Source organism: Pseudoalteromonas luteoviolacea H33-S (assembly GCF_001625695.1).
In the GTDB taxonomy this organism is placed as follows: Bacteria; Pseudomonadota; Gammaproteobacteria; order Enterobacterales; family Alteromonadaceae; genus Pseudoalteromonas; species Pseudoalteromonas luteoviolacea_B.
The window spans coordinates 129,767-153,856 of record NZ_AUXY01000122.1; the positions used below are offsets into that span (position 1 = coordinate 129,767).

The 24,090-nt window shown below is 38.5% G+C and carries 16 protein-coding genes and 1 tRNA gene; 1 reads left to right on the forward strand and 16 read right to left on the reverse strand.

Features of this window, described 5'->3' with window-relative positions; translation table 11 throughout:
- Positions 1-771: 771 nt before the first annotated feature.
- The 14 genes from N477_RS22985 to N477_RS23050 form a co-directional block, all read right to left on the reverse strand.
- Positions 772-1,938: a nucleotide sugar dehydrogenase gene (locus tag N477_RS22985; protein ID WP_063361433.1), complete on the reverse strand. Its 1,167-nt coding sequence runs from the start codon at positions 1,936-1,938 to the stop codon at positions 772-774.
- Between the two features lie 364 nt (positions 1,939-2,302).
- Positions 2,303-3,718: a phosphomannomutase gene (locus N477_RS22990; RefSeq protein ID WP_081216419.1), complete on the reverse strand. Its 1,416-nt coding sequence runs from the start codon at positions 3,716-3,718 to the stop codon at positions 2,303-2,305.
- Positions 3,718-5,136, reverse strand: a complete 1,419-nt coding sequence (locus tag N477_RS22995) for a mannose-1-phosphate guanylyltransferase/mannose-6-phosphate isomerase (protein WP_063361541.1) — start codon at positions 5,134-5,136, stop codon at positions 3,718-3,720. Before N477_RS22995 ends, N477_RS22990 begins: the two co-directional genes overlap by 1 nt.
- A gap of 13 nt (positions 5,137-5,149) precedes the next feature.
- Positions 5,150-6,322 carry a glycosyltransferase family 4 protein gene (locus tag N477_RS23000; RefSeq protein WP_063361431.1) on the reverse strand — a complete coding sequence of 391 codons (1,173 nt, stop codon included), beginning with the start codon at positions 6,320-6,322 and terminating at the stop codon, positions 5,150-5,152.
- A 114-nt stretch (positions 6,323-6,436) separates the two neighbouring features.
- Complete coding sequence (locus N477_RS23005) at positions 6,437-7,756, reverse strand: hypothetical protein (RefSeq protein ID WP_063361430.1); 1,320 nt, start codon at positions 7,754-7,756, stop codon at positions 6,437-6,439.
- Positions 7,753-8,916, reverse strand: coding sequence for a glycosyltransferase (locus N477_RS23010; RefSeq protein WP_063361429.1), 1,164 nt, complete (start codon positions 8,914-8,916; stop codon positions 7,753-7,755). The genes N477_RS23005 and N477_RS23010 overlap by 4 nt, the downstream gene beginning before the upstream one ends.
- Before the next feature lie 248 nt (positions 8,917-9,164).
- Entirely contained in the window at positions 9,165-10,295 is a 1,131-nt protein-coding gene (locus N477_RS23015; RefSeq protein WP_063361428.1) for a glycosyltransferase family 4 protein, read from the reverse strand.
- A gap of 5 nt (positions 10,296-10,300) precedes the next feature.
- The gene (locus N477_RS23020) at positions 10,301-11,095 is read right to left on the reverse strand and encodes a hypothetical protein (protein ID WP_063361427.1); all 795 of its coding nucleotides are present in this window, start codon (positions 11,093-11,095) and stop codon (positions 10,301-10,303) included.
- A gap of 2 nt (positions 11,096-11,097) precedes the next feature.
- Positions 11,098-12,297 carry an oligosaccharide flippase family protein gene (locus N477_RS23025; protein WP_063361426.1) on the reverse strand — a complete coding sequence of 400 codons (1,200 nt, stop codon included), beginning with the start codon at positions 12,295-12,297 and terminating at the stop codon, positions 11,098-11,100.
- On the reverse strand, positions 12,290-13,363 hold the full coding sequence (wecA, locus tag N477_RS23030; RefSeq protein WP_063361425.1) for a UDP-N-acetylglucosamine--undecaprenyl-phosphate N-acetylglucosaminephosphotransferase: 1,074 nt from the start codon (positions 13,361-13,363) through the stop codon (positions 12,290-12,292). Before wecA ends, N477_RS23025 begins: the two co-directional genes overlap by 8 nt.
- Positions 13,360-14,280: a Wzz/FepE/Etk N-terminal domain-containing protein gene (locus N477_RS23035; RefSeq protein WP_063361424.1), complete on the reverse strand. Its 921-nt coding sequence runs from the start codon at positions 14,278-14,280 to the stop codon at positions 13,360-13,362. The genes wecA and N477_RS23035 overlap by 4 nt, the downstream gene beginning before the upstream one ends.
- Before the next feature lie 14 nt (positions 14,281-14,294).
- Complete coding sequence (locus N477_RS23040; RefSeq protein WP_063361423.1) at positions 14,295-16,910, reverse strand: SLBB domain-containing protein; 2,616 nt, start codon at positions 16,908-16,910, stop codon at positions 14,295-14,297.
- Positions 16,911-17,036: 126 nt separating this feature from the next.
- On the reverse strand, positions 17,037-17,837 hold the full coding sequence (locus N477_RS23045) for a DUF481 domain-containing protein (RefSeq protein WP_063361422.1): 801 nt from the start codon (positions 17,835-17,837) through the stop codon (positions 17,037-17,039).
- A gap of 13 nt (positions 17,838-17,850) precedes the next feature.
- Positions 17,851-18,672, reverse strand: coding sequence for a mechanosensitive ion channel domain-containing protein (locus tag N477_RS23050; RefSeq protein WP_063361421.1), 822 nt, complete (start codon positions 18,670-18,672; stop codon positions 17,851-17,853).
- Positions 18,673-18,856: 184 nt separating this feature from the next.
- Between N477_RS23050 and N477_RS23055 the strand changes: the two genes are divergently transcribed.
- Positions 18,857-18,932: transfer RNA gene (locus N477_RS23055), tRNA-His, on the forward strand.
- Between the two features lie 1,028 nt (positions 18,933-19,960).
- On the opposite strand, the gene nagP is transcribed toward N477_RS23055, so the two are convergent.
- Positions 19,961-21,247, reverse strand: a complete 1,287-nt coding sequence (gene nagP, locus N477_RS23060; RefSeq protein WP_369122107.1) for an N-acetylglucosamine MFS transporter NagP — start codon at positions 21,245-21,247, stop codon at positions 19,961-19,963.
- A gap of 208 nt (positions 21,248-21,455) precedes the next feature.
- Complete coding sequence (locus N477_RS23065) at positions 21,456-24,053, reverse strand: family 20 glycosylhydrolase (protein ID WP_063361420.1); 2,598 nt, start codon at positions 24,051-24,053, stop codon at positions 21,456-21,458.
- Between the last annotated feature and the right edge of the window lie 37 nt (positions 24,054-24,090).

Below are 24,090 nucleotides of genomic sequence, written 5' to 3' on the forward strand. Positions count from 1 at the left end.
CATGGGTCCTACTCATACGATGGCTAATTAAACCATGCGATGTTCTCAATCGCAAGTTTACATTGCGTTAATGTTACATGAGTTTTACTAAAGATTTGTTGCAATAACTTTTAGTTTCATTCTAATTCTTTTTCCATTCAATTTTACATATTACAACATTATGTAAAGAACTAAAAAGTAACAAGTTTACCCAACTACGAAACAAGTAAAAAAAATTAACCTCATCTCGATATTGAGAATATATAATTGTAAAAAAAGGGATGGTTTTACATTGTGTAACTGGATAGTTTCAAAGAAAAAGCCTAATGTGACTTTACTCATCTCAACTTTAAGAAACGAACTCGAAAAATCGAACAGACTTGAGCTATACAAGCTTCCAGTGCTTTGGAATACCACACTCCTTATGATGGCTGTAGTATACTATATAAAAAATTTTAGGCCAATTTATCTGCCCTTTTAACTGAGCAAATTTAATTTCAAGCCTCACTATCTGCTAAAGATGAAAGAAATTCGAGAGTTATTCATCTATATGGGAAATATGTGGCGTAGGTACTTATTTGCAATAACAAAAAATTTTAGCATTATCGAAGATAAATAGTTACTACTAGTAGGTCTAGTCAATAAGGCCTAGCTAATAAATATCTTCAAATTTGTTTACCAAAATAAATCACAGACTTGCCGCCTATACTTTTTGCTGGCTATTTTAAACTTTTCAGTTAGCTACATTCCGCTTTATCCCTAACTGAAAAATCATTTTTAATGTTACGATGACTAATCGTTACCAAATAAGTCTCTGGTATACACTTTGCTTGCCACATCAATGAGCATATCATCCATTCTGTTTGCAACAATTACATCCGATATAGACTTTAACTCTTCAACACTAGAAACAACCCTTGAATTAAAAAATGTTTCTTCATGCAGTGTTGGCTCATACACCACTACTTCAATGCCTTTTGCTTTGATCCGTTTCATAATTCCTTGAATTGCTGAAGCTCTAAAGTTGTCAGACCCAGCTTTCATGACAAGTCTATATATACCGACCACTTTTGGATTTCGATTTACTATAGAGTCCGCAATAAAGTCTTTCCTCGTAGCGTTTGCATCAACAATAGCTCTGATCATATTGTTTGGTACATCTTTATAGTTTGCTAGAAGCTGTTTTGTGTCTTTCGGCAAACAATAGCCACCATACCCAAATGATGGGTTATTGTAATGTCCGCCGATGCGAGGATCTAAACTTACACCTGCAATAATTTGCTTTGTGTCTAAATTATGTGCTTCAGCGTAGCTATCAAGCTCATTAAAATACGCAACGCGCATTGCTAGATAAGTATTTGAGAATAGCTTTATCGCTTCAGCCTCAGTAGAGTTTGTTAGCAAGATATCTATAGAATCTTTTTCAGCGCCTTGCTTAAGCAGGTTTGCAAATGTCTCTGCTCGATCACTTTCTTCACCGACAATAATTCTTGAAGGATACAAGTTATCATACAATGCGTTGCCTTCACGTAGAAACTCAGGTGAAAAAATAATTTGGTCACTATTAAACTTTGCTTTTACAGATTCAGTATAACCCACAGGCACCGTGGACTTGATGACCATTACTGCTTCGGGATTTATCTCCAATACATCTTGGATGACACTTTCAACAGAACCAGTATTAAAATAATTGGTTTCAGGGTCATAGTCAGTAGGTGTTGCAATTACGACAAACTCTGCTTCTTTCAATGCTTGTAGCTTGTCTGTTGTAGCCATAAAATCTAGCGCTTCATTCTTTAAATACTCAGAGATGTGCTTATCTTCTATTGGGGACTGTCGATTACATAGTAATTGGACTTTTTCGGCATCTATGTCTAAAGCTATTACCGAATTATGTTGAGATAATAATAGTGCATTAGACAAACCAACATAACCAGTACCAACGACCGTAATTTTCATTCTTAAAACCTACTCATAAATTAACTTCACCAACATTACCGTCAGTTCTAAACTAGAATTGTAGCAAACAAAATAAACCATGTAATCCACTAAAGTGCACAACAAACCTAGCGCTGCTTGATATACCTTTCACAACAACAATACAAACGCTAAAGCTCTATTTAGTTCATAAATTAATGTGCAAAGTAACTTAATGTTAAACACTCGTCATAAAAATATCCCATAATGCATTTCACAACGGGGGGCATTTCAACTCCCATTACAGCTATCGGCGACAAGTTCTAAAGTTTCAATTAGAGATTAATGATTTGAAATGAGGAAGAGTGACCTTGTATTCTAAAGGTCACTCAATTAAGTGATATGTTTAAGCCGCATCACCGAAAAAATTAATGAAGCTGTCTAAATAAATATGACTTTGCTCCTGACTACTTGTTTCAACATAACATCTTAGTTCAGGTGCATTACCTGACGGTCTTAAGTGAATAATATCACCCGAGCTCAGATAGATGCGCAACCCATCAACCTGACAAACGGTATTAACTTTAAGCCCTTTTATACCTAGATGAACTAAAAGGTTATTGGGGTTTATACTGAGCTCATGTATCAAAGCTTTACTTTTTTCAGTTGCGAAATTTTTCAACCGGTCGCTTGCAGTGAAACGTTGCGGCAGTGACTCTTGCAAACGAGAAATTGGTATATCCTGCGCAATCAAAATCAAAGCTGGCAAAACAGCATCTCGGGTCGGTAACGCTGCTAATAATTGTTCGTTAACCTCAATGCTTGACGCTAACAAATATCCACCGTTTGCCTCAAAACCCGCAATGCGATCGTATTTAGTCTCTAACTTTGAAAAAGCTTCTATCACATAAGGTGAACCAATTTTTGTCCTCGTTACCTCTTTAAAGGACTCTGACAATTCAATAGCGGTGTTACAACTGACAGGTGTTGCCAATGCTTCGATTTTGAGAGCTTGGCTGCAAAGTAGCCCTAGAGTATCACCTTTTAGCCATATACCATCTTCACCAGCAACAAGAGGCCTATCCCCATCTCCATCTGTTGAAAACAGCATATCTAAATTATGCTGACTAACCCACGCTTTTGCTCTCTCTTTATCTTCATCAGATACGGCTTCTGTATCAATCGGTATAAACTGATCACTTCGACCTAAACTGATCACTTCACCACCAAGCTGCTCAAAAAGCGCTTTGTAAATCTCTCTACCGGCACTTGAGTGTTCATAAATGCCTATTTTTTTACCGGATAAAGTCGTTGAGCTAAATAAGGAGGTATAACGTGATACGTATAAGTCCACAGCTCGAGAGTTACTTTCTAAGACAACATCATCAATGCTGATAGCTGAAAACACAACATCTGACGACAAGATAGACAATTCATCTTGTTTCGTTATTTCTCCATCAGGACGATAAAATTTTAATCCATTTCGATCAAATGGAATATGGCTACCTGTTACCATGATGGAAGGCATACCATCTTTCATTGCTGTATACGCCAGTGCTGGTGTCGGCAACACGCCATAAAAAACAACGTTTACATTTAACTGTTTTAGTCCAGCAGCACAAGCGTTCGCAATCGCTAAACTGCTTGGACGATTATCAATCCCAAGCGCAACCGTATCAAACTCGAATTGTTCACCTATACTATCTATGAACGCAATTGAAAACGCAGCGCACACCTCTGGCGTAAAGTCTACAACAAGTCCTCTTGCCCCACTTGTGCCAAACGAAATTCCGCTGTCTTTTATAATTGTTTGCGTATTCATCATTTACCTGTCACTCTTCCATAGCGATCTTGAAAGCGAACGATATCATCTTCCCCCAAATACGAGCCTGATTGCACCTCTATTAGTTCCAGATCAACTTTACCTGGATTCTCAAGCGCATGAACAGCGGTAATTGGAATATAAACAGACTCATTTTCAGTGACAAACTGCTCGGTGTCATCGATTTGCACTTTCGCCGTGCCAGATACCACAATCCAATGCTCAGCGCGGTGGTGGTGCATTTGCACTGATAGTTTTGCACCCGGTTTTACGGTAATCCGTTTAACTTGGAAACGCTCTCCACTATCAACCGAGTCATATTTACCCCATGGGCGATAAACCTCACGATGAAAGGTAGCTTCACTTCTTTGCTCACTCTTGAGCTTTTGAACTATTGATTTCACTTTTTGAGTTTGCTCTTTATGGGCAACTAAGACAGCATCTTTGGTACTAACCACAACCAAGTCTTTTACTCCGACAGTGGCAATCAGTTTATCGTCGCTATATGCATATGTATCTTCGGTATCAATGGCAATAATATCTCCGCTAAATGCATTGCCTTGTTCATCTTTAGTCGCTGTTTCCCAAAGAGCTTTAAATCCACCTACATCATTCCAACCAGCATCCATTGGAACAACAACTGCATCTTTAGTTTTTTCCATAACAGCGTAATCTATCGACTCATCGGGACAAACAGAAAATGCACGTTCGTCGAGTCTAATAAAGTCAAAGTCGACAGACTGTTGATTCATAGACGCAATACAAGCTTCGTAGATATCGGCTCGAAACTGTTTCAGTTCTTTTAAATATTTGCTGGCTTTAAAAAGGAACATGCCGCTGTTCCAGTAGTATTCACCACTGTCGATATATTGCTCAGCGATTTCCAAACTCGGTTTTTCAACAAAACGATCTACAATAAACCCTTGTTGATTTTCCAATGGAGAGCCACGACGAATATAGCCATATCCTGTTTCTGGCTTATCACCAACGATCCCAAATGTCACTAATTGACCTGCTTCAGCAAGAGGCTTTGCACGTGAGACACTTTCTTTAAATGCATTGGGGTTTTGAATTACGTGGTCTGCGGCCAGAACTAATAACAATGGGTCCTGACCACTGTCAAGCGCTTTTATGGCAGCAATTGCAACAGCAGGAGCTGTATTACGACCAAATGGTTCAAGTAATATGCCACTGTGTTCTTGTTTGAGTAAACGGATTTGTTCTGCTGCAAGGAAACGGTGTTCTTCATTACAAATAAGCAGAGGTGGTAAATGATTTAGCCCCTCCAACCTTAAGCAAGTTTCTTGTAACATAGAAAACTCACTATTTAATTTTAGAAACTGCTTTGGGTAATTTCCTCTAGAAAGAGGCCAAAGGCGACTTCCAGACCCCCCAGCCATAATGACAGGTAAAATCATGTGATAGCTCATATTAAAATTTTCCGAAAACTTCTATGAAATTATGTAGTTTTGATGTCCACGAGTGATGAATCTCTACATAATTACGCCCATGAATTGCAATCTTTTCAGATACTTCTTTACTTGAAGTCAATTTGATAATTGCATCTACATACTCTTCAGGCTCATCAGCAATGAGAATGTCTGTATTTGGCTTGGCTTCTAGCCCTTCTAAACCTATAGAAGAACTGACACACGGCACACCCAAAGCCATGTATTCTAATATTTTGTTTTGAACACCAGCCGCAAGGCGAACAGAACAAATACCAGCCAAAGAATGACTAGCTGCATCCGCCACGCTGTCGACAGAGCCTGTTAATTCAACCCCTTCACAGCCACTAAACTTCTGTTTATCTCGTTCTTTAATTCGTCCTATCACTTTAAAAGTGTATTCATCGTGTTCACGTAACAGCGGCATCACTTTTTTCGCAAACCACAGTGCTGCATCTAAATTTTGGACAGAAAACAAGTTACCGATGAATATTAATTGCTTTGAGTCCCCGTGATAGTTATATTTTAGAGCGTTTGTATCAACGCCGTTTGAACTAACAACCACTTTATTATAGTTCTTATCACTCTCTTTTAGCAGATACTCCTTGTCGTACTGACTCACTAATGCCGTATAATCAAAACTCTCAATCTGTTCTAATTCAAATTTATTTAGTCGACTTTGCTCTAATGTATAAATAAGTGTTTTTATACTTGCCCCTTTGTCGTTTGCAGACACTCGCTCGTAATTCATAGAGATTGCGTCTGTCATTTCAAGCACCTTTGGGATTTCAGTATTATCCAAATACCGCGCTGTGCGCACGAGGTGTGATAAAGCATAGTCACACTCTTTTACTTTCCGATTAACCAAAGCTGCAAATTGTCCATTAGAATAATAAGCAACTTGAAGTGGTATTCGTGTTACTAATGCTCCTAAACAGTTGATATAAGAGCGCCACTTCGGTTGATAAACCCTATCAATACTATGGAAGACATTATCAGCTACCTCCATGTCTAATTCATGTTTGGACTCACATAAACTCACAAGGTGTAACTCATAAGTTTTTGCCAGTTCCTTACAAATTTGATAAATCCTAAGCCTATCACCCCCAATAACTGGATACGGAAAGCGAGACGTTAAAACGACTATTTTCTTCATTTAAATACCTAAAACCAACATTACACTCAACTAGGCCTCGATAGATAGTGGCGAAGTTCACGTGCAAGCATACATAAACCTTTATACAAAATAGGAAACAAAAAATACCAATTATCAACTTTTTTCTTCGTTGAGATAAAGGTAATTAACCATTGCTGGTGCAAACCAGTAAAATGGAAAGATAAAAGACGCGAATTGTATCATATTACCGTAACAAACAAACATTGATAAAAGTAGTGCAATACATAATTTATACAAGTGAACATGTTTACCTTCGAACTTTTGCTTAAGTACTTTAAGCTTTCGATGAATCGAGACATAAAAACAGACAAGGAATAACGATAACAGGCCTGTTTCAGAATACACCTTAATAAAATAACTTCTTTGATCTGCACTTTTTTTTGCAATATGCTCTGCAACAGCAATGTCGTTAGTCACAATTTTGCCATATTGCGTTATTTTCTCATTAAAATATTCTGGGTACCTGCCGACTCCAATCCCCAAAGGTTCATCAAATGCAACTTGCAGGGCGATCCAAGGGTACCCTATGCGAATAAGTGCAGACCCATCAATAGCAGCCAGCGCTTCAAGCGTCATCAATGAATCTACCGATTCGATGGAGGCTATTTTGTCAAACCTAGATACAAAGTAACCACCTTCTTCTTTCATTTTTTCAAAAACAAAAAATAATGATGTACATAGCACGACAATTAAAATAAAAGTCTTGAAAATCACCTTAATAGAAATTTGAGATATCAGGTAAAGACCAATTGCAGAAAGCAAAACAACAATGCCCGACAATGAAAAGCACAGCAAAAAGAAAATAAATAAAGAACCTAGCGCAAATTTGTTCAGTAATGTCCGCTCAACCGACCAGAAGTAGTATGCAAAGGGTAAAAAGCACAATGCCAATCTACTCGCCCAAGCGGGTTCAGACACTGTTAAAACAATCCTACTAGATGATTTACCTGCTATCGCGTAATTGACCATCCCCCTCAACGCATCAGGTATAATCCCAAGCCATCCTAAAACATCAAACCAGCCAACCGCAACAATAATATATATTGCAGCTTTCACATAGCCTAGGACTTTCGTTAACCCAAACTCTCTTAAACAAAACCTAAAACCAAAATATCCGAATATCCCCAATGCCAATAGAAAATTACCGATAATAAAAGTACTAGCCCCCCCCCCTAAAAAAGCAAACTGTACACAAGAGAAAAATAGAGCGGTTAAAAAAAACATCAGTAATAACACTTCTGTTTTTTCTAATTTGTCCTCTCGAATAGCTGTTAGTAAATACATCAAACCCAAGGGCAATGTTAAAAACATTGAAATAGGTCTGAATGTTCCCGGTAATATCGGTAGGGCCCAAAAAGGTAACAATATTAATACTGCTAAGGCTAGAGTTTTAGTCACGCTGAGTTGATTCATGAGTCTAAAAATAATGCGTATATTTTCTTAGAAATGGATTGTGCATCAAACCTGCTATAACCTTGATAGCTCAATTCACCATATTTAGAAAGCTCACTATCCAATAAAGTTTCGAGCTTATCACACACTAGACTCACTCGCTCACTAGACAACTGTTCTCCATGATAAGGAAGTAAGCCCAAGCTCATACCATATTTGCCACCTTCAATGATTTGTTTCGGGCCGCTTCTACATACGGTTGAGGCAACAGGAACTTTCAGCGCCATCGCTTCAACCAATGTATTGCCAAAGCTTTCCCATAAAGAAGGAAAAATAAATAAATCACATTGTTTTACGTAGCTATGAGGATTGTCAACATTACCAATCATATGAATGTGCTCTGAAATATTATACTCACATGCAAGTTGAATTAACTCATCTCTTAACTCTCCTTCCCCAAGTATAAGCAGGCCGACATCTTTGCCTCTGCTTCTTAATTCCTTAACCAGTTCAATTAAGTGCCACTGGCCCTTTTGTTTGCTCAACCTGCCCGATGTCACCAATTTAATCTTATTATCCATAGGAAGATCTGCTGGTTGATTAGCAAGTTCATTTAGCTCAGCTTCAAAAAAGAAATTATCAAAGTGAAACAGTTTCTCAGCACTTATTTCATAAAATTCGCTTACTGCACCATTCATTTCTTCGGAATTTACATGAATAACATCTGCAGATGGATATAGCTTTTTCACAACTTTAGCCAATACGCTGTCCGTTGATAAATCTTCTCTTGGATCTTGCCTCTCCGAAAGTATACATTTGTAATTGAAGTACTTTGAACACAATACGTTAAGTATATTCGGGATGTAGGTCATTGAATAAACTACATCAGCATTGGTTTCTTTAATTACTTTTCGTAACTTTAAAAAAGCAATGGGCAATGCAAGAAAACGCGTGATTTTTGTCACACTTCTTCCAAAAGCACTGGTTCTGAAGCCTACAGATAATGGAAGGTTGAAGCTTTTAACGTTTACACTCGCAGGTAACTCTTTATTGATAGGTAAGCTGTCATAACTACATAGTGTGACATCAGCTCTCTCACTGAGCACTTTGACAATTTTTCTTGTAGATTCAGCGACACCACCTTGATATAGATCGCTGGTAAAAATAATGACCTTTTTCATGTTCTTTCCGAGATAATTTTTGAAGGGACACCTACAACTTCGTGGTAATTTTTAAAAACTTGAGCATTAATGACTTCTACGATTGCCATTCTCATACCCAGGGTAACTTTCAAAGCGACCTTCCAAAACATTGTTCAGTGCCGACGTTATAACAACATAGTTTTTTCCATGCCTTCACTATAAATGTAGTGATTGTATACTGACTCATATTTACATGCATCATGCAATTGAACTGTGGAGAGGATAATTTAATTAGCACCACATTTATGATTCTCTGGACAATAAAGACTAAGCCAGATCTTTAATAGACTTTCTTCAGAGAACCTATTGATATATTCATCAGACGGTTCTATAAACTTATTGTTTTGAATTATTGATATAATCAAATTGGCTAGAGCCTGCGCACTTTTTTCAGGTACAATAAAGTGATTATCATTGCTGTCTTCAATTGTATTCGACAGTCCCCCTGAATCCGTAACAATTATTGGGATACCCGATACAGCGGCCTCTAGCGCAGAAACCCCAAAAGACTCCTGCTGCCCATTAGCAAGCGTAATCGAAGGCTGGACATAAACATCTGATGTTCTGATGTAATCAATGATCTCATCCCGGCTTTTCTTGCCAACTAGTTCGAAGCTATTTCTGAGCCCGCTGCGAGATATAAAAGCTTCTAATTCTGCACGACAAGACCCCTCACCAACAACACGAACTTTTAGGGAGATATTACTCTCAGCAATCAGTTTAGCTGCAGATATTAAGTACTTTATCCCTTTGACTTCTTCCAATCGCGCGACAGACAGCACGGAAAAAACAGTATTGTCCGTCGGTTGCCAGCACTTTACAAAACGTGATTCAACCGAGTTAGAAATCACCTTTAACTGAGCACGAGAGTCGCTAATAATCTCTAAAAAAGCGCGCTTAAGGAACTCACTTGGAAAAGTAAATACTACACCCTCATCTTGCGACAATTCTTGAAGTGCCGTTCTAAGCCCTTTTGAACTGCGGATAACAGAGTTTATATCCGTACCATGAAAGCTCATGATACATTTAATATTCGGGTAATGCTTCCGAATAAACGCAATATCCTTGATGAAATAGCCGAAGTGGGCATGAACTACTTTAGGTTCAGCTTTTTTAATATGTTCATTTAATTGAGATAAATTGAAGAATGAGCCTCCATGAAAGTAACTTAGCAGCTTAAAACGTACTTTTTGCAACTGGTTTGTATCTTTGCCTGTCACTTGATGAGAATCAAGTAGAGAGCAATTCCCTTCAGAAAAAAGGACTCGGCAACGTGTAGTCTGAGAAACAGACCGAATCAAATTCCAAATAAACGTCTCAGAGTACTTTTCTGCAGTTGGCACTAAATGTAATATCATTTATTTCACTTTTCTGAGTAATTATTCAATTCACTCTCATCACCGTGTTGAAAGTAGAAATAGTCATCATTAAAATTAATTGGCCTTGCCCTTCCGTAGCCAAATGGAAGTAATGATGAATCGCTCATAAAATCTGTATTCGCAAAATAGAATGTCATTTTGGCTAACACTTTCTGTAGAAATGTACCTTTCTCGATACCCTTAAAGAAACACTCAGGCATTACAGATAATATTTTTGAAGAGGCAATAGCAAACTTATACTCAGGCGAAATTTCACAATCTTTTGCTGAAATACGACATAATTGAGCAATGAATGTAGGGATATATTCTCGCTTAATAATCATGAATGACTGCTGCATAGGTTGAGGAGTCCCCCAGCCATCACCAAACATCATTGGCTTCGTCATCTTTTGAATTGCATGCTCAATAATCCCCGGCCCCTTAATCAACGCATCTTGCTCGATATAAACCCAATAGTCTGCTTCAGAGCAGTATACATGCATCAAACTAGTTAAAAACGATATTGTCACACCACAATACTTACCTTTATGCTTGGTTGAATGACCAGCATTACGGTCTTTTTCTAACCAAACAAGATTCTCATATTTGCTCAAGTCCGGTTTTACAGGTGAGTGACTATCGACTACAACGATTTGATGCGGACTTGCATTTTTTCTGATTGCTTCATACCACTTATCAAAGAAACCAACTTTTCTTAATTCAGAATTTCCATATTTAGCAGCACGGTCATCCGCTTTATCATCATCACACCACCACCCCGAGGCAATTATATATTTCATATTTAATCACTCTTTCTTATATATCTCACAACTAATATTTGTGATAAAAATGCGACTACGCAGGTTACGAGTGCAATACCCGACTCACCATAAATAAAAACTGCTGCTATGCTTAAAGTTACATTTGTACCTAGAGACATCAAACCAATTTTTAGGTTTGCTGTGATATCACCATTTGCACTATTAAAAATAAAGAGCAGCCGATTAATGGAAACTACAAAAACACCAACGGCCAAAATATTGATAATTTTGTACGCATCTTCATATTTACTATCAAAGAAAAGTTTTAAAATAGCCTCATAAAAAACAAAGAAAGTTATAAATGTTGGAATTAATATTATTATCAGATATTTAATTGCTTTCTTTATTTCACTAAGCCTTGACTGGCGTCCATTCAAGCGACGAAGCTTTGGAAAGTAGACTGTAGTAAATGCTTGAGAAAAAATAGACAACCTTTCTACAATTTGTATTGCAAAAGAATACAGGCCAGCGATGTGGGTACCGAGTATGCCACCTACAATCAATAGATCTAACCTATGATTCAGAAACCCAATTAAAGAGCCTGTGAATGAAACAAAGCCATATTTGTAAATACGTATTATTCTTCGCTTCTTTATGAGATTCTTAGATGAAAATGTGCCTAAATAACGTATAACACTGCTTTTCAATACTAAAAGAGCCACGGCGCTGGGTATTGCAAAAGACAAGACATAAGAGATTACAACGCCATACAAGCTGGCAGTTGAGAAGTACATGTAAACTAGTAGAGCTGATAGCATTCCCCATTGTGCTAATGTAAATATATTCAATAATCTAATTTTATTAGATGCTTGCAACACCCCAGAAACAACAATAAATAAAAACTGGCTGGTAGCAATCAAAGAAGCGAAAAGAAATGTTTCTAGCTCTAATTGCCAAGCAATAAATATCCCTAACGAAAATAGACTCATAACAACTAAACTGTGGACTACCGTTAGATGTAGTACTATTAACTTATAATTGTTTTTCGTAAAAAAATATACCAGAGAGGCAGGGAGGCCAGAAACAGATATATTAGCGCCTATAAATGCATACGCAAGAACAATACTGAGAACTCCAAACTCCTCAATGCTGAGGACTTTGGAGCTTACCAGAAAGCACGAAAGCTGGAGTATGGCTGTAATTACAAATCTAGAAGACGTTTCGATTAAATCTTTACGCATTTTTCATTGTTAAAAAGCGTCTGAAAAACTTAGTTAGCCTAAACGAGTGCTGTATCGAGTATGAGTATAAACAAAAAATCCCTAGAAATACGAATAACATAACGTAATCAGGTGTATTCATTAGCTCAAAAACTAGTCCCAAAGCAGCTATCAATGAAGACACTATTACTAGAATCAATGCTGCTTGCCTTGCAGTAAAGCCCGCTCTCATGAAAATATGGTGGATGTGATCTCTATCTGGTGAAAATGGAGAGTTGCCTTTTTTTATCCGTCTATACATTATTGCAGCCATATCCATTAGAGGAAGAGCAAGAATATATAGAGCAAATACAGGCCTAAATGCACTTTCACCAAATTTTGTATCCTGAATAGAATACACAACCAGCCAAATTACCGTTAAGCCAATAAACATTGAACCGGCATCACCCATAAACACTTTTTTATCTCTAAATGGAAACATATTTAGGTTGGCAAGCAAATACGGAATTAAAGCAGCGATAAACGCAAAGCTGATAGAAGATACCAAAAAGTTTCCAGACATGTATGACATCAAGCCTAAGGCAATAAATGCTACAATACCAGTGCCACCCAACAGCGCGTCAATTCCGTCAATCATATTAAACGCGTTAATTGCTGCTATTACAGCCACTATAGTAAATATTTTTCCCACACTACCTAAGTAGAAATCACCAAAACCGATGATATTACCCAAAGATACAACATACAGATCGAGGCCAAAAATCAAAATAGCGGACACTAGGGTTTGACCTATCAAACGAGAGCGCACACTTAAGCTGTATTTATCATCCAAAACCCCTATAAAAACAATAACACCAGCGGCAATTAAGAAAAGGGTTAAGCTCTGATTTTGTGCTAACGGTATAATAAGCGCTAGTGAAACCGCGAAAAAGACACTCATACCTCCAATCAGAGGAATCGCACCAACATGCTGCTTTCTCTCACAAGGCCTGTCTAACAAACCTATTCGAGCTGCAATCGAGCTCAATAAGTATAGAGTGCAAAAAGATGAAAAGAATGCTATGACTACAGAATATAAATTCATCATTTTTTCCAGAAAAATCGTAATAACTGAATTGTTGATGCAGCTACAAAAGTAAAAAATACAGCAAGAATAACAATAAAAGCTCTTCTTGGTGCGACTTTATTTTCATCAACAAAAGCTGGATCTATTGTTTTGAAGATGTATTCAGCTTTTGAGTTTGCAAGCATGATTGTTTGCATCTCTTTATGCATAAGGCTGTACAAGCTTGTTTGCAATGTTGCAACATTCGTAACTTCCAGCCTAGCTTCCAAAAATGATAAGCTTTCTTGAGCGTCTCTAATATCATTGTCTTTTATTTTATTATTAATCATAACAATAAACTTATCTAACATAGATTTGGCGTAATATGGAGACTCATGCTCCATAGAAACAGTTATGATTCCTGTGGATTTATCTTGATTGATATCGAGCACATTCTCTATGAAGTACTTATACACATTAAGCTTTTCAGGCTCCTTGCGAGAGTCATTGAATGGAGATTCTTTCCAGTCTCCAGTTTCGACATCAAAATACGTGCTATCAATTTCTATTATATTGTCGTTTTTGTGCCAATGCTTAACAGCGATTAATTCCGCAAGCTCAAGTTCGGATTGAATAAATTCAAAAACAAAAGCCTTACTTTTCATAATCTCAATTGCAAGATCTATTCTGTCAACTTTTGAGTTCGCTCCACCAACACCAGCAAGCTGCGCTAAACCACCAAGACCGCCACCAAACCCACTGGAACCATGCCCTTCTATCAAGCTTTCTGTCGGAGCTAATGTCACGGATGACCGATATATATTAGTCATACCTAATGCAAGATAAACACTAATAATGGCACTAACAATAGTAGGAATAAGGACCCACCACTTTTTCTGCCAAAGAACTGACACTAATTCACTTAAGTGGATAGTTTTCTCATTGCTTTCACGATTCATGTCAATTCCTAAATTTAAATCCGAGCAATAGCAGCAATACCAACACCTAGTTGGTAAAAGATCTGTGTTGCTGTACTCCAAAGAGTTAAACTATCCATATGAGATGCATCCATTGGAACGACAATGGTATCTCCGGCTTCAAGCTGAATTGTATTATTCACCGCAAACCAACTGCTTCTATTCGGTATAAACACGGCACCATTTGCTTTGATAACGTAAACTTTCTCTTCATCAGCTCTATCTCTCATCCCACCACTTAAATTGATATAGTCCTCAATTGAAGTCCCCTCCCTGAATAAGTGAGATGAGCTGTAATTGACTTCACCAATGATTGATATTGAGTCTTGGCGACCAGGTACATGCAAAGTATCTCCATCTTGTAAACTCAATACAGTTCGTTCTTCAAGAATGCTTGGTAAGTCAATGACTAGTCGACCTAAAGCTTCGACACTGGCAAGATCTTTGAGTAACTTGTTAGTCTCTTCATAAGTTAATGATGTATTTGAACCAATTGATTTCTGGAAACTCTTTGACGCAATGTCTTTTCTAAGGTCCTCAGATAATCTTTTCAGCTGTTTCTGTTCTTGTTCTTTAATCGCCTCGCGAGTGAAAATTGCGGCTTTAGGTTCAGCAAACCCAGTTATCCCACCTGCTCTAGCAAGCACTTCTTGGAGAGTATCACCACGTTTAATCGTATAAGTTCCAGGAAAAACAACTTCTCCTTTCAAATGTACTTTATAGCTCTCTTGCCAATTTGGCTGCATCAAAATATTTAATGTATCTCGCCCTTGCAATAAAATGCTATCTGTAGATAACTCTTTGTCTATATCTGTCACTTTAATATAAGTTACATCACCTGATGGAGATACTCTGGTCACTTCTGCGAAATCTACATAAGCAGATTCAAGTAGCCCACCTGCTGCTGTAATAGCAGCTTTTACATCAAGGCCTTTTGCTAAAGGAAATACCCCAGGAAACCTAACTTGGCCATCGACTTCAAACGTCGCTTTGGAACTACCAACAGTCGCTTGATATTCTAATTGAGCGAGAATTGGAGCGAGTAAAGTCTCTCTTCCGAAAGTCGTTGGTGTTATTTCCTCTTCAACTTTAATTTCTACTTCTTCTTCGCTTTCATCGAGCAAGGCCTCATTTAGAGCCATGTCAAATAACACTTTTTGATCAAACTGTCTTCGCTCATATAAGTGCCACAATTTAACTTTTTCTTGAAGCTCTTGTTCTGTTTCTGTGAGGGCTAAATTTTTAAGTGCAGCTTCTTCTTTTTCTAAATCATTAAAGCGACTAAATACAAAAACCTCATCATTTTTATTTAAAAATACGTTTTTAGTTTTCAATGCTTCAACAATTGAAAACTGTATGACTTCTATTTCATTCGTCGCTGTGATTTCTCTTACAATAAGTGCGTAATCTACATCAGCTTGAGGAAGCAAGTCCGTCTTTGTATTACTGACCAATTGATCAAATGTGATATCATTCTTCCACTCATAATAACCAGGCCGTGAAACCGCACCGATCAGCGTTACAGAGTCAATGACCTCACTATTAACACTCTTTACCTTAAGATAATCTCCACCTTGCGGGGTGTAGGCTGTCTTGTTTTGAGTAAAATCGACTGAAATAACTGACTTTTTGGTATGTTCAATAACACGCTTTACTTCTACTTGCTCAAGAAACGCGTTTTCTTTAAACCCTCCAAACATATTGACTAAAGACTTGGCTGTCTCACCATCTTTCAACTCAAAAATTGCTGGCCTTTTAACAAAACCCTCAACTGAAACCTGCCGACCTACAGACGGGATAAATACAACATCACCAGATTGGAGCGTTACATCACCAGAGCTGTCCCCTTTCAGTAGCAAATCATATAGATCTAGCTGAGAGATAATTTTCCCTCGTCTTTTCACTTGAATGTTTCTCAGAGAAGCTATCTCAGAGAGACCTCCACTTGCGAATAAGGCGTGAGTGACAGTAGACAATGGAGATAGTGAGTAACTACCAGGTTTATGAGCTTCACCGACGACTAAGACTCTTAAGCTCCTTAGTTCTGATATTGAGACAAAAACTTTTAGACCTATCGCTTCATTAGAAATTTTTTCATCGATTAATTCTTTCAATTCGCCATATGCCAAACCAGCGACATAAATAGGTGAAAAGTCAGGGATATTTAAGCGACCTTCACGATCAACAGTAATAAGGTGTGTTGCAGCGTCTTTGCCATAAAGGCTTACAGAGAAGCTGTCTCCATTTGAGATAATATAGTCATTAGGCACTGACAACTGCTCAGTCGGCGCAAAACTTGTTGGCTCTCCAGCAAACAATTCATAGCCGTATGGTTTTAATTCTGTTTCTTCCGGCTTAAGAGGATCCGGGGTATCTTCAATTGAATTATCTTTTCGCGGCAATATGCTTTTTTCATTGGCTTGCCCTTGGGGTTCATTATTACTCTGCACACCAATGCTTGATAAATCAATACCATACTGTTTAGCTAACGTTTCTTGTTGTGACTGAGGCAACTTTTTAAACTGTTCTATTTGCTGCGCCGTAGGCGTAAATGCGCTCGCAAAAGCACTGAAGCCCAATAAAACTATTGCTAAAACATGTTTAAAATACATCAGAGTCAGTATCCCGCTAGTCAATAACCAAAAAAAGATTGCACATTCTACACGATAACAATGAAATAGAAAAAGGGCCTAGGCCCTTTTTTTTGTCATAAGTTTGTGAATAATCGATTCATTTCGTTAAAAACTGTAAACAAGCGTCAATGAAGTTTCTGTATCCGTTTTTTCTTTTCCTTCGTCAACCTCTGAATTGTTTGTGATTTTATATGCCACTTTCATCTGTAATGAGCCATTTACTTTCGTCATCAAGGCAGTCTCAGATTCCGTCTTAGTATTCGTATCGCCATACTCTATTGCAACGACTTGTGTAAACTTTGCATTTTCAGAGACAACCCACTCATAATCTAGTTTAGCAACACCAATCGCTTCGCTCTCTGTTTCTCCAGCAAGCAGCTGTCCATCTTTCATTTCTGTACTGTCATCTTGGTATTCAAAGCGCTTAACACCGGGTCCTATTTCAAAGTCTAAGTACATATTCGGGCGGCTAAGTAATCTGTGACCATAACCAACTGACAATACTGCCTCACTTCTATACGCCCCGAAATAATCAGAATCATAAGAGCCAAAAATAAATAGATGGCTATGATCCTCTATTAGCTTGTAATTACCCTGTACAGATAAAGAGTACTTTTCATTGGTACGTTCTTTCACTTTTTCGCCGTTATCATTTTCAATTTCATCTTCTTTGAAAATACCGTCGATCTTATATTCATTACGCCAATTATCTAGGTGATGCTTAGCTTTTATTTCCCCCTTTAGGGTAGTCGTTTCCGTATTGCCGCTAGTGATAATAGCACCAACCTCGCTGGTAATATCCCACTCTTTTTCTTCTGGGGGGATGCTGCTATCAACAATTTCTTCTGCAGCGAGTTGTGATGACATAGTCATCAATGCACACAAAGAGAACAATTTTAATTTCATTCTAAAATCAACCTTATTTTTCAATTTTTTGTAAGTGCACATCCATTTGCGGATACGGAATACTAATATTTGCATCATCCAATGCAACTTTAATGTTTTCTAGCAAATCAAAGTAAGTTGGCCAATAATCACTTGTATTAACCCATGGCCTAACGGCAAAGTTCACACTCGAATCTCCTAGTTCTAATACTGCTACAGTATAATTAGGCTCTTTCAAGATGCGAGCTTCATTATTCAAGACGCTCTCCAGTACTGTCTTCGTACTTTTCAGATCTGACTCATAACCGACACCAATGACTAAATCGATCCGTCTCGTCTTTTCACGTGAATAGTTTACTATCGCACCAGACATAATGGAGGAATTAGGTATTATAATAACTTTATTGTCTGGCGTAATCAGTTCAGTTGAAAATATCTCTATTTTGCGTACGCTGCCAGATTTCCCACCTGCATCTATGTAATCACCAGACTTAAATGGGCGCAGTATAATAATTAACACGCCCGATGCAAAGTTAGACAACGAACCTTGTAAAGCAAGTCCGACTGCGAGACCTGCAGCACCCAAAATGGCAATAAATGAGGTTGTCTCAACACCCACCTGAGATAATGCCATGAGTAATGTCGCAACAAAGCCCAAGGCATATACGATGTTTGCTAAAAACACACCTACTGCTTTATCCACTTTGCGATTACAAATGGCCTTTTCTGTTAAGTTAGATAAAAAGCGTGTTACTTTTAGCCCAATCAAAAATATAAATAAGGCGAGTAATGCCTGAAGCGCATAGTGCACAATAAAATCTGAATTGTTATTGAACCAATCTAGTATGATGTCCATAAAGCGTCCTGTTTCAGAGAGTTATCAATATAATCATTTACAACAGGTATAAATATTAGACATTTTGTGGAGATTTTCCCCAAACAGACTAAAATAGACAAAAAAATAAAAAAAGGCTTTGCATTATCGGTAAAACGCTGTATTATTCGCGCCACACCCAAGAGGTGTTACACGAAACATTGTGGCGGCTGTAGCTCAGTTGGTAGAGCCCTGGATTGTGATTCCGGTTGTCGTGGGTTCGAGCCCCATCAGTCGCCCCATCTCCCCTTAAACTTCGTGTAATTTTCATAACCCCCTTTAAAAGTAAGTTCGTAATCAACTCCTTGTTTTAATTTCTTTTATTTACAAATACTCAACTGTATACCCTTTCTTATCATATGATTCAGCTATAAATTAGAACAGCTAATATGTAATTCCACCTAGCTTAATACAGATATTTAGTCGAATTTTATACTGTTTCAATGTAGCCCTTTTCCTTATTCACCATGAGAACGTTCATAATCATAAATATCTAACCACTCTTCTGTAGCATCAGAAACCTGCTGAAATAGCTCAAACAGTTATAAATCCAATACTTCTTCTTGATAACTGCGATTAACTCCATCAACATTACCGAACTGACAGACTGAACAACCCTTCCTTCATTCGTTTCTCAGTAGCCCAACTCCCAAAAGCATTTGATGTAAATTCTGGATTATTATCAACTCGAGTTTGTTTTGGTTTTCCACGCCATACAGTGAGCCTTTCCAACTCTCGGCTCATTCGCACAGCGATGATGCTTGTATCAACATCAACCACTAACACTTAGTGATTGTAATCATCCAGTACGTTCTGTGTTCTAAAGCAATATCCGTAATTGCGCGTATCGCTCATAAAATCCATCGACCACAAGTCATTATATTTACCGGAGAACTTATTGGCTCAGGTATGCGTGTTAGTACACGGTGTTTTTTGTCTAAGGTTAAGTTTGAGCATGTTATACACTCGCTGAGCCGCTTTTTACTCCATATACAACCTTTCTTGATGTCTAAGCCGTTTAAGCAGCTTTGTTATAACCCACCTAGAGTGCCGCTCAACAAGCGCCAGCTAAGAATGAATCAAATCATCATAAATCGGTCGCATACATCTGAAAATTAGTAAGGCTAATAGAGTATTGTGGGGGTAAACAATTTTCATCTGCGCCATAAGGCCACATATTTTATCTTATTAGGTATAAAAAAAATGCCACCTAAATTAGGTGGCATTACACACGGGATTATTTCTACTTATAAATAGAAATTCTGTTTATTTATTTCCAGCTTTTCATCTTGTGACCTTTCAGTGCATAGAAAAGAATAAAGATGTAACAAGGAAATAAAATTAAATACGCACTTTGACTTGACGCAACTGTCGCTTCTGGCCCCTTAGCTAAACCAAGGAATAAAGGACCAAATGCACCGCCAGCAATACCCATAACAAGCAGGCCAGAGCCAACGCTAGTCAATTTACCAAGCCCTGATAGTGCAAGAGGCCAAATTGCAGGCCACATAATGGCATTTGCCAAACCACATATTGCTAAAAATAGTACTGCTAACGGCATTTCACCTGCAAATATTACATTGATTGTACTTTCTGGATTTGAAAATGCAATCGCAAAAGACAGTACCATCCCCAAAATAGCCGATGATGCTAAAGCAGTTTGTTGAGAAATAACACGAGGGATCAGTAAAATACCTAAGACATAACCAAATACCATAAAGCCCATTGTATATGAGGTCATGACAGTGTAATTATCCATGCCAAAAGCAAGCGCAAATGAGCCTATTGTATCTCCTGCGATTACTTCTACAGCTACATACAAAAATAGTGCAACAACACCCAAAGCTAAATTTGGATGAGCAAGCGCTTCTCTAACAGTACCTTTTGCTCCAGATTCTTCTTCTTCAGTAATTTCAGGCAGTGGTGAAAATTTAATTGCTAATGCAAACATGCCAATAAAGGCTGCTAACCCAAGGTATGGTAATATTAGGTTCTGAGCCATCGCATCTTTTTCTGTTTGCGTCAGCGCAGTGTCAGAAACTTCAGTAAAACCACCTAATACTAATGCAGTAAATACGATTGGCGCGATCACACCTGCCGTTTTATTTAGGATCCCCATCAAACTGACTCGTGCCGCAGCCGACTCTTCAGGGCCTAATCTAACAATATACGGGTTTACTGCCGTCTGTAGTAACGTTTGAGCAATACCCATGGTGAATTGTGCAATAATAAACAAGATGAAAAGCTGCGCTTTCGCTGCTGGAATGTACAACAAAGCACTACCCATCATCATGGCAACAGATAATGCCATACCATTTTTGTAACCAATTTTCTTGATAACTTTTGCCGACGGGATTGCTGTAATCGTCACCGAAATATAAAAAGAAAACAAAACTAATGAAGCTTGAACTGAACTAAGATCAAATAACTGCTGCAAGTAAGGCATCAGTGACCCATTTAACCAAGTCACAAAACCCAAAATAAAAAACATAGCAGCAACTATGGCCAAAGGTATGGCGTTGCTTCGAGGTGTTGAATTCGACACAGTGGCTTCCATAAATTTTTACTCGTTGTTAAAAGTTTATTGTTTTTTGACGGTGCTTTCGATTTACATATCACCATCTAATCGTCATGCCCGCCAAAAATGACAGCGCTGACATTTAACTTTACGTTAATTTTACACGTATTTCTAGTTAGAAATTATACTAAACTGGATTTAAAAAAGGGGCATATGCCCCTATTTTATTTTTTAATTATCAGCTAGTTTATTCTAAACCTGTAATACGGCTGTACTTTTTACCATCTAATGTGGTTCTCAAACGGACATCTGATGAGTTAGTCACTGTCATCGGACCTGAATAGGTCTGCCATGATTTACCCGCATCCAGACTTACTTCAATCGTCAAAAATGAGAATGCACTATTAGCTAATAGCTGACCACCTTTCATTACCGCGCCAGGTACAGGCAAGTTCACATTCACACCATCTGTAACTAGCCTACTAAGCTCTTTTAAAGCCAGTGTTGCTGAAAACTCTTGCCAGTCAGCAGCGCGTGCTTTTTCATTTGGCTGCTCACCTTCCCAGCTTGCTTTATGCCAAGCACGCTCAGCGACGGTCAAGACACGTGGGAACATCATTGCCATCACCTGATCTTCAGTACGGATCGTTTCAGTCCATACCTGCCCTTGCATACCCAAGATATTTTCAGGTTTTTCGAGCTTTGGTAACGGTCGACCAACAAGCGCTTCTAAATTGTCTATTGCTTCGCCATTACGGGTAAAATCTGCGTTAGCATAGACATCATCCGGCATATAGCTAAATGCTTTTTTAGTATCTGTATATCTTGCAGCCCAATAATAGCCACGTTCAGCTGGGTGTGCTTCATAAGGATGGTCAAAGTACAAATGTGTGCCGTGAGATAGCACGACCTGATAACCATCATTGGCCAAACGGTAAGCCCTGTCTGCGACTCCCCACTCCCAAATGTTATCCCATACGTTAGCGGTGAATACTTGATTCGGGAACTCATCACGCTTAAACGGGTTCACACGGTCATACATCAAACCATCTTCCCAAGCACCTGGTGCGATCCCGCGTTTAGCAAATATTTTTGCGATGCGCTGCGTGAAGTAAGGTTTCAGATCCGCAGGCCCTGCAATACCATTGTTCGCCTCTTTAAATAGTGCATCACATGCAGGCGATTGCGTCCAAGAACCCGCCCCCACTTCATCACCACCAAAGTGTAGATTCTCTAATCGTGTGCCAGCTTCTCGATACATGCCTTGCAGTTCATAAGTCACCTTTTCGACAAACGCATACGTCGAGTCCATACAGACATTGAATGAATTGTCTGTGTAGTTTTGTACCGTCAAATATTCTGATTTATCTTCAGGATCACTCAATAAGAAAGCGCGCGCTTCTGCTTCTTTGCCTTGCTCCATTAATCTGTGATATCTGGCTTCCATCGCTTTGATGGCTGCGCGAGCATGACCCGGACCTTCAATTTCCGGAATGATATCTATGTGTCTGGCTTTGGCAAATTTAAGTAGCTCAACAAAATCTTCACGTGATAAGTAACCATTGCCTGAACCAGACTTAAATGGACCAGTCCCAAGCTGAGTTAGCAAACATGTACGCTCTTCTAAATCAAAACAGCGATATCCACCAATTTCCGATAATTCAGGTAAACCAGGGATCTCTAAACGCCAGCCTTCATCATCTGAAAAGTGCCAGTGGAATTTATTTAACTTGTAGCGCGCCATTTGCTCGACAAGCTTAAACAAGGCTTCTTTACCATGGTAGTTTCGTGCATTGTCATAATGCATACCACGCCAGCCGTATCTCGGTGTATCGTCAATTTCAACGTTAGGCGCTTCTACACTGCCATCTTGCACTTTCGTCAACAGTGCTAGTAAGCTTTGTATCCCGTAGAAAACACCCGCGTTATCAACACCGATAATCTCTATCTTATCGTCGTCAATTTCTAGTTTGTAGCTACCTGATTGGCGTGTATAGCGTCCTTCTTCCTCTTCAACTTTTAAAAAAATCGTCGGGACTTTGCCAGCTGCAATATGATCTGCTTTTGCATCCAATGTAAGACCAAATTCGCTTAAGTCCTCTTGGAAAACAGCGACTTCAGATTTCAAACGCCCAGCAAAGCGGATTTGCCATTTATTATCCAACTGTGCGACACCACGGTTGAAGTCTACATTTTGCGGTTTAGGAATAATACGTTTTAGCGCCGCTTCTTTGTCAATTTTTACAGTATGGGCATTGTGCTCATATCGCCAAGCAGCGTTAGCTAATGGGGAGTAGTCTAGTGGCTCATTGTGCCTTTTAAGCTGATTTTCGCGCTCAATGGGTGCCACAAATGACAGCATATCTTCAGTATCTGTATTTGCGAAAATCACTGGTAGTGATTGACCCGATACGATAAATGCTCGCGGCATAAAATCTGTATATGCTGCAATCCACGCCGCAGCTTCAAACTCAATTTTCAGCGATTCATTTGCTGCTAATCCGGCAAATTCAGGGGTTGGGACAAAACGATGTAAATCACCATTAACATGCTCTATGCGTAAACCTGCAGAAGCTAATGTTTTTATTTTTCGAACTGAGTGTATATAAATCTGCCAATCACTTTCACCCTTAGGTAAAGCAACATTAGAGTTATTTTTTAATGACATAGAGCCAATGAAACTACCAGCAGCACCATGGAAGTTATTTTCTACAGCAAAAGTGAGGTGTGTATCTTTAGCAAAGGCGTCTAGCTGAGGTTGAGAAAGCAGTGCACTGGCGCCCCATGAGGCAGTGACCAGCGTCGTTGCAAACATATGCGCAAGCATATTTTTTCGTAGATTCATATTAGCTCCTAAAGGCTATTCCTTGAAATCACATTTT

Coding starts and splice junctions, on each gene's coding strand:
- N477_RS23045 (WP_063361422.1), bottom strand. CDS start 17,837: ATGAAATTAAAATTGTTCTCTTTGTGTGCATTGATGACTATGTCATCA.
- N477_RS22995 (WP_063361541.1), bottom strand. CDS start 5,136: ATGATTTTACCTGTCATTATGGCTGGGGGGTCTGGAAGTCGCCTTTGG.
- N477_RS23065 (WP_063361420.1), bottom strand. CDS start 24,053: ATGAATCTACGAAAAAATATGCTTGCGCATATGTTTGCAACGACGCTG.
- N477_RS23000 (WP_063361431.1), bottom strand. CDS start 6,322: ATGAAGAAAATAGTCGTTTTAACGTCTCGCTTTCCGTATCCAGTTATT.
- N477_RS23005 (WP_063361430.1), bottom strand. CDS start 7,756: ATGAATCAACTCAGCGTGACTAAAACTCTAGCCTTAGCAGTATTAATA.
- N477_RS23040 (WP_063361423.1), bottom strand. CDS start 16,910: ATGTATTTTAAACATGTTTTAGCAATAGTTTTATTGGGCTTCAGTGCT.
- nagP (WP_369122107.1), bottom strand. CDS start 21,247: ATGGAAGCCACTGTGTCGAATTCAACACCTCGAAGCAACGCCATACCT.
- N477_RS23020 (WP_063361427.1), bottom strand. CDS start 11,095: ATGAAATATATAATTGCCTCGGGGTGGTGGTGTGATGATGATAAAGCG.
- N477_RS23025 (WP_063361426.1), bottom strand. CDS start 12,297: ATGCGTAAAGATTTAATCGAAACGTCTTCTAGATTTGTAATTACAGCC.
- N477_RS23010 (WP_063361429.1), bottom strand. CDS start 8,916: ATGAAAAAGGTCATTATTTTTACCAGCGATCTATATCAAGGTGGTGTC.
- wecA (WP_063361425.1), bottom strand. CDS start 13,363: ATGATGAATTTATATTCTGTAGTCATAGCATTCTTTTCATCTTTTTGC.
- N477_RS22985 (WP_063361433.1), bottom strand. CDS start 1,938: ATGAAAATTACGGTCGTTGGTACTGGTTATGTTGGTTTGTCTAATGCA.
- N477_RS22990 (WP_081216419.1), bottom strand. CDS start 3,718: ATGAATACGCAAACAATTATAAAAGACAGCGGAATTTCGTTTGGCACA.
- N477_RS23050 (WP_063361421.1), bottom strand. CDS start 18,672: ATGGACATCATACTAGATTGGTTCAATAACAATTCAGATTTTATTGTG.
- N477_RS23015 (WP_063361428.1), bottom strand. CDS start 10,295: ATGATATTACATTTAGTGCCAACTGCAGAAAAGTACTCTGAGACGTTT.
- N477_RS23035 (WP_063361424.1), bottom strand. CDS start 14,280: ATGAATCGTGAAAGCAATGAGAAAACTATCCACTTAAGTGAATTAGTG.